A 9,491-nucleotide genomic window follows, 5' to 3' on the forward strand; every position below is an offset into this window, starting at 1 on the left:
AGTGAGATCGCCGCAATCCTGGAGCCTGTTGCAAAACCATTCGAACTACAGGAAAATCTGAAACCGCATGTGGTGCTGGTTGTCGGCGTCAATGGCTCTGGTAAGACCACCACCATCGGCAAGCTGGCCAAACAATATAGTGCGGAAGGCAAAAAGGTCGTTCTTGCCGCAGGTGATACCTTCCGCGCCGCCGCGATTGAACAACTGCAAATCTGGGGAGAGCGGACCGGATGTGACGTGGTCACCAGCAAGGTGGGCGGAGATGCTGCCGGGCTCGCCTACACTGCCCTGGAAAAAGCCCGCAAAGACGGCGCAGACCTGCTCTTGATCGATACCGCCGGTCGCCTGCAAAACAAATCAGATTTGATGGCCGAACTTGAAAAAATTCTGCGGGTAATCAAGAAACTGGAGCCCGACGCCCCACATTCCTGCCTTCTCGTTCTGGATGCGACCACAGGGCAGAATGCGCTCAACCAGACCGAAATTTTCGGCAAGATATGCAATGTCACCGGGTTGGTGATGACCAAACTCGACGGCACCGCCCGGGGCGGCGTTCTCGTGGCCATCGCCGATCGCTTCGGCCTGCCCGTGCACGCCATTGGTATTGGCGAAGGCGTTGACGACCTGCAACCCTTTGCAGCCCAGGATTTTGCCCGCGCCCTTTCCGGCGTCAGCACCAGCTAACAAGGAACATGTAAAACATGGCGACACGTGACATGCCAAAAGGCCTGAAGCCCACGATTGAGTTCGGCCCGATACTTATTTTTTTCGCCGCCTACTATTTTGGCGATCTGTTCGTTGCCACTGGCGCAATCATGATCACAACACTGGTCGCCCTCGCCATTGCTTATTACTATACCCGCAAGCTCCCGGCGATGCCACTGGTGACGGCCGTTGTGGTAACGATATTTGGCGGATTGACGCTCTACCTGAACGATGAAACCTTCATCAAGATGAAGCCAACCATCATATACTGCATCTTTACGGCCATCTTGTTCGGCGGGCTTTTCCTGGGGAAATCCTTTGTCAGAAACCTGTTTGATAACTTCTGGAACCTCGATGATGCCGGTTGGAAAAAGCTGACGTTGCGCATTGCCTTCTTCTTTCTCGCTATGGCCATCGCCAATGAAGTCATTTGGCGTAATGTCTCGACAGAGATGTGGGTGAATATCAAGGTTTTCGGGTTCACGGCGGCGTCTTTTATCTTTTTTATGGCCCAGGTCCCACTTATCAACCGTCATAGTCAGGACGGTGAATCCAAGACTGACCCGTGACACCGCGCTATTTTCCTCTTGATGGTACGGACTTTCGCCTGAATCTGGGTTTGCAGGCGTTGAAAGACCGGTCCTGGCTGGATATAGACGCGCAATTCGAGCCGGACATCGCAGAAAAGAAACGTCTGCTGGCCGGGCAGCGGGAAAAGGTTTTTGCTGAAATGCCCGGAACCGAAAAGGCCCAGCAGGAAATTCTTGAGCAGGTACGGGCCGAACGGGCGTGCCATTTTCCTCACATTTCTTCGAATGAAACGATTTCCGACGACAGCCTTCTTGTAACAGCGGCCTGCCTCGTACAGGAAGACCTCGTCCTGATGCGGGAACAGGAAGGCGAATATGCGCTTGCCGCCGCCTGTGTCTGTTTTCCCACCGGATGGAACCTGCTCGAAAAAGTCGGCAAGGTCATGCACGCTATCCACCAACCCGTGCCCGGATTGAATGAACGCATCGGACCACCTATTGACCGCTTCTTTCGCCATCTCAAGCCCGGCAAAAAAGTTGAGCGCTTTAACTGGGGGCTTTACGATAGTTCAGCCTTGTTCCAGCCTGGATGGTGGCGACACACTCGCCCTGTCGATACCAGCATCACCGCTAAAAATATTGGTGAAAAAATTACTTTCCGGGTTGAGCGGCAAACCCTGCAGCGTCTGAACAATGCCGGTGACATCCTTTTCACCATCCGGATTTTCAATAACACGCTCGCCGAAATATGTGAAAGGAAAGACCGGACGTTGCGCCTGCGTCACGCGCTTCACACCATGCCGCAGGAAATGCGCGCCTATAAGTCTCTGCCGCGCTACGAACAGCTGATCGATGATTTCCTGCTACAGGCCAACCCTTAGTTCCCAAAAACAGTGGTCAGGATTTCCGTTGTCCGCTTGACTGGATCATTGCGGATCGCAGCTTCCTCGACCGCCAGGTAATGAAACAGTCCCTCCAGCGCCATGTCGGTCGCATAATCCGTTAGATTGGATTTAATGTCGGGCACCAGGGGATAGCTTTTATATTGCGCGATCAGGTTGTCATAGGCGGAAAGCGCGCCGGCATCCTTAAGCGTCTGTTCCATAATCGGCCGAACGGTTTCCTGCAGTTCACCAGTGGAAATCCGTTTGAAATACTGTGTCGCCGCATCATCGGGACCATTGTAGATCTGTTTCGCATCCTCGACCTTCATTTCGGAGATAGCGGACAGGATAATTTCCTTGGTTTTAGGGGCTGCCGCTTCCGCACCGCGATTAAGCCGTTCCTCCACCTCGTCTGCCATATCAGAAAGGCCGAACTTTTTTAAAAGCGCCTGTGCCTGCTGCATCTTTTCTGGCAGCGGAATATGTATCGCCGGATCAGCGTTATAACCACCAGTTGTCCCGATCTGGCTGACGACCCTGTCCGTTCCAACCTTCAGCGCCTCCTTCAACCCTTCGATTATCTGGTCGGTCGAGAGATTGCCGATTGCCGAACTTGACGAATTACCTGTGACAGACGACGTGCTGTCATTAAGCTTCTTTTGTATATCGTCAAGAAACCCGGCACGAGCAGGCACGCTTACAGCCAGCCCCAACACGCCGCCCAAAATGAGTGTCGCCAATAACTTGCCCATTGCTATTTCCTTTTCTGTGCCGGCTATCTCTTGATAATTTCGAGTGAACGTTTAAGCATATCCCCTGTCGCATTTGAGAAGGGGACAAAGCTCTCCTCTTCCTTTATCTGCCGGTACTGATGTAAGGCCCAGTATACTGTCGGAAACGCCAAATTGTCCCATGGTATTTCATCCCAGCTAAAAAGCTGCACTTCAAGTGATTCTATACCTGCAGAAAACTCGGGTTTATCAAGAACCGCGCGGTACATGATCTGGATCTGGCTGATATGAGTCACACTGTATAGCGCGAGCAGGTCGCGGATACGTATCTCGGCAGTTGCCTCCTCGTAAGCTTCGCGGGCAGCCCCTTCGGCCGTCGTTTCATTTTTTTCGAGATACCCCGCGGGGAGTGTCCAAAAACCCTTGCGCGGATTTATAGCCCGTCGACATAACAGGAACTTCTCGCCATTAGTCACCACCGAACCAACGACAATTTTCGGGTTTTCGTAGTGAACCCAGCCGCATTCCGCACAGACCTGTCGCTCGACATTGTCTCCTTCCGGGATTTTACGCTCAAATGCATAATCTGTAGGATCAAACGACGTCACTGATTTTATCTTTCCTGCATTGCCTGTAGATTGCCATGCGGTGGGAGCGGAAGGGGAAACCAGCCGATCCCGCTCATTTCTTTCGGATTTCAGTCAGCGTATCAATTTTTATCCTCGTCGGAAAGGTTCTTTATCGCTTCCGCGGCCGCCGTCTCCACGGGGCTACCCTTGGGTGCCAACTGCTGAAGTTTTTGCCAACGCTTCAGTGCCGCCGCGTTATTCCCGGCGGTTGCCTCCGCGAGGCCGACATACCAGAGTGCCTGCAAATTGTCCTGATTCAGCGTCAGAACCTTTCGATAAAGCACAACCGACTTCTCGGGTGGGGGCTGCCCAATATCGGAGCCCTGAATATACGCCGCCGCCTCCCCCGTCATCGCCGCCACGTCACCCGGTTTCAGGGCCGCCGCCCGGGCATAAGCCTCCGCTGACTTGTCGTAATCTTCCAACGTTCCATACGACTTTCCAAGCCGCATTAACCCATCGTAATCTGGGGTCTCCGCCATTCGCGTGGCCAGCCCCTCTACCATCGACTGGATCATTGCCTGCCGATCAGTTGCCGACATGTCGGCGGCAGCTGCGATATCTTTATCGCTTGGGCCCGGCGGCGGCTCCACGGCGGTCTTATGATCAAAAAGATCGCCAAGTTCCGTATTCGTGCGGGTCGCGACCTCCTTTATTCGGCGCTTCAAAACCGGCATGTAGGGGGCGTCTGCTTCACTTTCCTCATAAAGCTTGCGCCAGCTTCGAAGGGCGTCCATCTCCTGCCCGTTTTGCGCCGCGAAAAGGGCAAGATAATAGCGCGCGCCCGGATTATCCGGTGCCAGCTCCAAGGCCTTATCAAAGGCTTCCTTCGCCTTGACATCGACGTTGCCGTCAGCCGCAAAATAGAAATTTTCCCCGGCCCCCACATAGAGCCCGGCAGTGGTCGGCGCGACAATCGTTGCCTTCATGTAGGTTTCAGCCGCTTCACGATATCTCCCGACCTCTGTTAGGGTACGGGCGAGAAGCATCCAACCCTCCAGATTGTCGGGCTGCTTACTCAGGCTGTCAACAAGCTGCTGGATCAGGCTGTCGGCATTTCCTGTTTGAAGGGCGGCTCTTTCCGCGGGAATATCTCGCGATGCCAATGGACGCGAGGGCTCCCCCGGCGATCCAAGATCCGCATATAGGCCAAGGCTGGCCAACGGCACAAGCACCATAATAGCCAAAATCACATATTTATTTCCATTTTTACCCGTCGGAACAGAGGTATTTTCCTGGCGACCAAGACGCAGCATCCGGCGTTTGATTTCCACCTGCATGGTTTCGGTTTCCTGCGTCCTCACAGCTCCGCGATCAATTTCCGCGTCCAGTTCCTGCAGTTGTCGGCGATAAATATCCAGCCCGCTTTCGGATCGCGAGATGGTCTCTTTGCCACTCCTGACGAACGGCCATGCCAACAAGACAAGCGCAATCAACAGAACGGCGGAAGCGATGATCCATATCATTTTGCCCGCGCGCTCCCGTCTTCATCGTCGGCCAGAAGTTGGTCAAGCGCCGCCTGCTCCTCCATGGTCAGATGCTCGATATCCAGCACTGTCCGGCCTTCTGATCGCCCACGAACAAAGAAAAAGGCGGCAATGGCCCCGAACAGAAATATCAGCGCCGGGCCAAGCCATAAAAGCACCGTTTTCAACTTGAAAGGTGGATTTAGCAAAACCCAGTCGCCATAACGTGCCACAAGAAATGCCTTTACCTGATCATTGCTTTCACCGGCGACGATATGTTCGCGAACGATCTTGCGAAGGTCCTTGGCAAGGTCCGCATCACTATCAAGTATTGATTCATTCTGGCAGACAAGGCAGCGGATACTCGCAGAAATCTCTTGTGCGCGTGCTTCCAGGACCGGATCATCAAGGGTCTCATCAACAACAAGTGCCTGCGCGGACATCGCCAGAAACAGGCTGCAAAGCAGAAAAATGATACTGGTGAGGCGCATAATGCTTACGATCCGGCCCGAAGGAGGAGCGGACGCAACCGGTTCTCCAGAATGTCTTCAGTGATCGGGCCAATGATCTTGTCGAGAATTTTGCCGTCGCCATCAATAACGAAGGTTTCGGGCACGCCGTAGACCCCGAAATCGATCCCGACGCGCCCTTTTAAATCCATGCCCGTTCGTGAATAGGGATTGCCCCTGCCGGTCAGCCATTTTGCTGCGGCATCCGGTTTATCCTTATAATTGAGACCATAGATATCAACGAGATTTTCCTGCTTCAGCCGCACCAGAAGCGGATGCTCGACAATACAGGCCACACACCAGGAGGCAAAAACATTCAACAAGGTGACCTTACCTTTGGCCAGGTCCGCCGTTGAGAGCGCCGGGCCGAATCCCGGAATAGCCTCAAGTGAAAATTCCGGCGCTGGCTTGCTTACCAGTTCAGACGGGATTTCCGCCGGGTTGAGGTTGAAAAGTGCATACCACATAATCGCCGCGATCACGGCAAAGGTTGTAACGGGCAGCAAAAACCGTAATTGCATGTCCTATCCCTTTGCCTGTGAGAGCGCTTTTGGCACTGCCGCCTTTGTCTGCCGCTTTGGTGCCCCAAGACGCAGCCTCCGGTCGCTCAGGCTTAAGGCCCCGCCAAGAAACATGACGAAAGCTCCAAGCCAGATCCATGAGATAAACGGCTTGTGATAAATACGGGTGGCGTATCCGCCCTTCCCGTCCGCATCTCCGATTACCACATAGAGATCGGCGGTTAACATCGGATAGATAGCAGCCTCGGTTGTTTTCATGGGTGGCGTATCATAGGTTCGTTGTTCAGGATAGAGGTCAATCCGGCTGTTACCATCGGTTGCGAGAAAAGTCCCGCGCAAGGCCTCATAATTCGGGCCGGCAACATTGCGGGCACCCTCGAACTGAAACTCATAGCCGCCGACACTGACAGTATCACCCGGGTTCATAACACCCAGATGTTCCGTTTGCCAGGCTTCCGATGCCGTTATCCCGAGGATGACAAGGGCGACCCCGATATGAGCAACTGTCATGCCATGGGCACTCCGCGGGAGCCGGATCATCCGTTTCCAGCTGTTTGCCAGGGAAACGCGAAACAGTTTAATCCGATCCGTCCATTCCAGAAGGGAGCCCACCAGTAACCAGGCAAAAAGACCCAGCCCGAAAAGTGCCATTACCGGGGCCCGTGTCTGCCACCACCAGACCACTCCGGCAACGACCAGTGCGGCGGCAAGTGCAAATTTCAGGCGGGAAAGAACGCCGCCAAGATCCCCGCGTTTCCATGGCAGAAAAGGACCAAACGCCATGGCAATCACCAAGGGTATCACCAGCGGCAGAAACGTAGCGACGAAATAAGGCGGGCCGACGGAGACTTTCTCCCCCGTAAACGCGTCCAGAAAGATTGGGTAAAGCGTGCCGAGCAGGACCGTTGCCGCCGCCGTGGCAAGCAGCAGGTTATTAAGGACCAATGCCCCCTCCCGGCTAATCGGCGCAAACAATCCGCCCCCTTTCATCGCCGGTGCCCGAATACCGTAGAGGAGTAAAGACCCGCCAATGACAACGATCAGAAACATCAAGATAAATACCCCTCGCGCCGGATCAGAAGCGAAGGCATGAACCGATGTCAACACCCCTGAGCGTACCAGAAATGTACCAAGAAGGCTCAGGCTGAACGCGATAATCGCGAGCAGGATGGTCCAGTTCTTCAAGGTATCCCGCTTCTCCACAACAATGGCGGAATGCAGCAGCGCGGTTGCCGCAAGCCACGGCATGAAGGACGCGTTCTCCACCGGGTCCCAGAACCACCAGCCACCCCAGCCAAGCTCGTAATACGCCCACCAGGAGCCAAGGGCGATGCCAATGGTCAGGAAACCCCAGGCCGCCAGCGTCCAGGGCCGCACCCAGCGCGCCCAAGCCGGGTCAACCCGCCCTTCGATCAGCGCCGCGATTGCAAAGGAAAACGTCACCGACAGGCCAACATACCCGAGGTATAAAAACGGCGGATGAAAGGCAAGCCCCGGATCCTGCAAAAGCGGATTGAGACCGTTGCCGTCGAGCGGTGCCGGATCCAGCCGGACGAACGGGTTGGACGTAAACAGCACAAATGTCAGAAAGCCAACCCCGATCAGCCCCTGAATGGCAAGAACACGGGCTTTAAGGCTGTCGGGCAGGTTACGCCCGAACAGGGCGACAGAATAGCCGAACAGGGCCAATATCCAGCCCCACAGAAGAAGCGATCCTTCATGATTGCCCCAAACGCCGGTCACCTTGTACAGCATCGGCTTCAGGGAATGTGAATTACTGGCCACATTGAGGATTGAGAAATCACTGGTCACATAGCCCGCCATCAAGCAGAAAAATGCCCCCGAAATTGCCAAAAACTGGACAAGCGCCGCATTCCCTGAAAACCGCATCAGCGCAACGTTATTCCGCGCCGCGCCGATCAGTGGCAGAGTGCCCTGCAAAATAGCCGTGATCAGCGCTAGTATAAGGACAAATTGTCCGGTTTCTGCAATCATTAGTTCTTTATCTCCGGTCGCCATTCACCGGATTTTTTCAGGCTCTCCGCGACTTCTGGCGGCATGTAATTTTCGTCATGCTTAGCAAGAACGTTAGAGGCGACAAAAACACCCTTATCGTTCAAATGCCCTTCGGCCACCACGCCCTGACCTTCGCGGAAAAGGTCCGGCAGCATTCCAGTAAATGTTACAGGTACTGTATCCCTCAAATCCGTCACACGAAAGCGAAAGGTGACACCATCCTTCTCGACGCTCCCTTCTTCCACCAGACCGCCGAGACGGAAAGTGCGGTCAGCGGCGACCGGCTTTTCCGCGAGATCAGAGGGGCTGTAAAAGAAGACAAGGCTATCCTGAAATGACAACAGCACAAGGGCTGTGGCCAAACCTAAAATGCCCATCCCGGAGAGCACAAGATAGAGACGACGGCGTTTTCGTGTCATGTAGGCCCCTTGTCCGGTTTATGGCGAGAAATGGAACGCATCCGATCGCGACGGTTTTCCGCCTCATTCAACTCGCGTTCAACTGACCGCAACCAACGCTGGCTGCGAAAATAAAGAGCCGCCAGAACGATTGCGGACAGTGCAAATGACGGCCAGACGTAATATCCGTACCCGCCCATATTGAAAAAAGTCGCAACACTGTTCATTTACGTCAACATACCCTCAAATTCACGTCGAATATATAGCCATACCATTACAGATATATCTTTCTAATCAGCCAAAATATAGGCATTTACAAGTCCTGTGCGTCACAATGCCGCGATAAGAATACTTGCCCGATTAGCGGCCCTTCACCTCGGAAAGTCGCAAAATCCTGAGACGCCTCTGCAGGATTTCCGCTTTCACCCGGATGATCAGCACCATCACAAAAAACGCTGTGTAAGCAAGCCCCATGATCAACAAAGGCGCAAGTATGGAAACATAAATCTTTGGCCCGGACATAGTTGCGACACTTGCGGGTTGATGCAGCGTATTCCACCAGTCGACGGAAAACTTGATGATCGGGATGTTGATCACCCCAACTAGCGCCACGATGGAGGCCGCCTTGCCTGCCTTGGCCTGATCGTCAAAACTGTGCCAGATCGCGATGTACCCAAGATACAGGAACAGCAGGATCAACATGCTGGTCAGGCGGGCATCCCACACCCAGTATGTGCCCCACATCGGCTCCCCCCAGAGCGACCCGGTTACCAGCGCGAGGAAAGTGAAGCAGGCCCCAATGGGAGCGGCCGCTTTTGCCGTCAAATCGGCGACCGGATGCTTCCAGATAAGGCCAACTGCCGAGGCAACCGCCATCATTGTATAGATCATCAGGGCCATCCAGGCAGCCGGAACATGAACAAACATAATTCTCACCGTATCCCCTTGCTGGTAATCCGGTGGTGCCACAAATAATCCGGTATAAAGCCCGGCAAGTAGCAAAATGACTGTCAAGCCCACGCTCCAGGGATAGATTGCCGAGGCAATTGAAAGGAACCGTTTGGGGTTCGCGAATTTATGCAAGTTGATGGTCATGTCTGAA

The 9,491-nt window shown here is 54.1% G+C and carries 12 protein-coding genes; 3 read left to right on the plus strand and 9 right to left on the minus strand.

Annotated features, from left to right (window positions below; genetic code table 11):
* The 3 genes from ftsY to ACESNI_RS13555 all read left to right on the plus strand — a co-directional run.
* Nucleotides 1-684, plus strand: a 684-nt coding sequence (gene ftsY / locus ACESNI_RS13545; RefSeq protein WP_373087710.1) for a signal recognition particle-docking protein FtsY, incomplete at its 5' end; no start/stop codon positions are given.
* 17 nt (nt 685-701) lie between these two features.
* Nucleotides 702-1,274 carry a septation protein A gene (locus ACESNI_RS13550; protein ID WP_373087713.1) on the plus strand — a complete coding sequence of 191 codons (573 nt, stop codon included), beginning with the start codon at nt 702-704 and terminating at the stop codon, nt 1,272-1,274.
* Nucleotides 1,271-2,116: a DUF3445 domain-containing protein gene (locus tag ACESNI_RS13555; protein ID WP_373087716.1), complete on the plus strand. Its 846-nt coding sequence runs from the start codon at nt 1,271-1,273 to the stop codon at nt 2,114-2,116. Before ACESNI_RS13550 ends, ACESNI_RS13555 begins: the two co-directional genes overlap by 4 nt.
* Here ACESNI_RS13555 and ACESNI_RS13560 read toward each other — a convergent pair.
* The 9 genes from ACESNI_RS13560 to ACESNI_RS13600 all read right to left on the minus strand — a co-directional run.
* Entirely contained in the window at nt 2,113-2,871 is a 759-nt protein-coding gene (locus ACESNI_RS13560) for a DUF4197 domain-containing protein (protein ID WP_373087718.1), read from the minus strand. The genes ACESNI_RS13555 and ACESNI_RS13560 overlap by 4 nt on opposite strands.
* A 23-nt stretch (nt 2,872-2,894) precedes the next feature.
* Nucleotides 2,895-3,458 carry an NUDIX domain-containing protein gene (locus ACESNI_RS13565; RefSeq protein ID WP_373087721.1) on the minus strand — a complete coding sequence of 188 codons (564 nt, stop codon included), beginning with the start codon at nt 3,456-3,458 and terminating at the stop codon, nt 2,895-2,897.
* 101 nt (nt 3,459-3,559) lie between these two features.
* Nucleotides 3,560-4,945 (minus strand): c-type cytochrome biogenesis protein CcmI, encoded by a 1,386-nt coding sequence (ccmI, locus tag ACESNI_RS13570; protein WP_373087724.1) that lies wholly within the window; start codon nt 4,943-4,945, stop codon nt 3,560-3,562.
* Complete coding sequence (locus ACESNI_RS13575; RefSeq protein ID WP_373087727.1) at nt 4,942-5,436, minus strand: cytochrome c-type biogenesis protein; 495 nt, start codon at nt 5,434-5,436, stop codon at nt 4,942-4,944. The genes ccmI and ACESNI_RS13575 overlap by 4 nt, the downstream gene beginning before the upstream one ends.
* Nucleotides 5,437-5,441: 5 nt before the next feature.
* Entirely contained in the window at nt 5,442-5,975 is a 534-nt protein-coding gene (locus ACESNI_RS13580) for a DsbE family thiol:disulfide interchange protein (RefSeq protein WP_373087730.1), read from the minus strand.
* A gap of 3 nt (nt 5,976-5,978) precedes the next feature.
* The gene (locus ACESNI_RS13585; RefSeq protein WP_373087732.1) at nt 5,979-7,970 is read right to left on the minus strand and encodes a heme lyase CcmF/NrfE family subunit; all 1,992 of its coding nucleotides are present in this window, start codon (nt 7,968-7,970) and stop codon (nt 5,979-5,981) included.
* The gene (gene ccmE / locus ACESNI_RS13590) at nt 7,970-8,410 is read right to left on the minus strand and encodes a cytochrome c maturation protein CcmE (RefSeq protein WP_373087735.1); all 441 of its coding nucleotides are present in this window, start codon (nt 8,408-8,410) and stop codon (nt 7,970-7,972) included. The genes ACESNI_RS13585 and ccmE overlap by 1 nt, the downstream gene beginning before the upstream one ends.
* Nucleotides 8,407-8,616, minus strand: a complete 210-nt coding sequence (gene ccmD / locus ACESNI_RS13595) for a heme exporter protein CcmD (RefSeq protein WP_373087738.1) — start codon at nt 8,614-8,616, stop codon at nt 8,407-8,409. The genes ccmE and ccmD overlap by 4 nt, the downstream gene beginning before the upstream one ends.
* Before the next feature lie 133 nt (nt 8,617-8,749).
* On the minus strand, nt 8,750-9,491 hold a 742-nt coding region (locus tag ACESNI_RS13600; RefSeq protein WP_373087741.1), incomplete at its 5' end, for a heme ABC transporter permease.

The sequence above is a fragment of the Sneathiella sp. genome (assembly GCF_041689005.1).
In the GTDB taxonomy this organism is placed as follows: Bacteria; Pseudomonadota; Alphaproteobacteria; order Sneathiellales; family Sneathiellaceae; genus Sneathiella.

Excerpts from the sequence above, each read along its gene's own strand:
- ACESNI_RS13585 (WP_373087732.1), bottom strand. The coding sequence starts at position 7,970 with ATGATTGCAGAAACCGGACAATTTGTCCTTATACTAGCGCTGATCACG.
- ACESNI_RS13575 (WP_373087727.1), bottom strand. The coding sequence starts at position 5,436 with ATGCGCCTCACCAGTATCATTTTTCTGCTTTGCAGCCTGTTTCTGGCG.
- ccmI (WP_373087724.1), bottom strand. The coding sequence starts at position 4,945 with ATGATATGGATCATCGCTTCCGCCGTTCTGTTGATTGCGCTTGTCTTG.
- ACESNI_RS13550 (WP_373087713.1), top strand. The coding sequence starts at position 702 with ATGGCGACACGTGACATGCCAAAAGGCCTGAAGCCCACGATTGAGTTC.
- ACESNI_RS13580 (WP_373087730.1), bottom strand. The coding sequence starts at position 5,975 with ATGCAATTACGGTTTTTGCTGCCCGTTACAACCTTTGCCGTGATCGCG.
- ACESNI_RS13560 (WP_373087718.1), bottom strand. The coding sequence starts at position 2,871 with ATGGGCAAGTTATTGGCGACACTCATTTTGGGCGGCGTGTTGGGGCTG.
- ccmD (WP_373087738.1), bottom strand. The coding sequence starts at position 8,616 with ATGAACAGTGTTGCGACTTTTTTCAATATGGGCGGGTACGGATATTAC.
- ccmE (WP_373087735.1), bottom strand. The coding sequence starts at position 8,410 with ATGACACGAAAACGCCGTCGTCTCTATCTTGTGCTCTCCGGGATGGGC.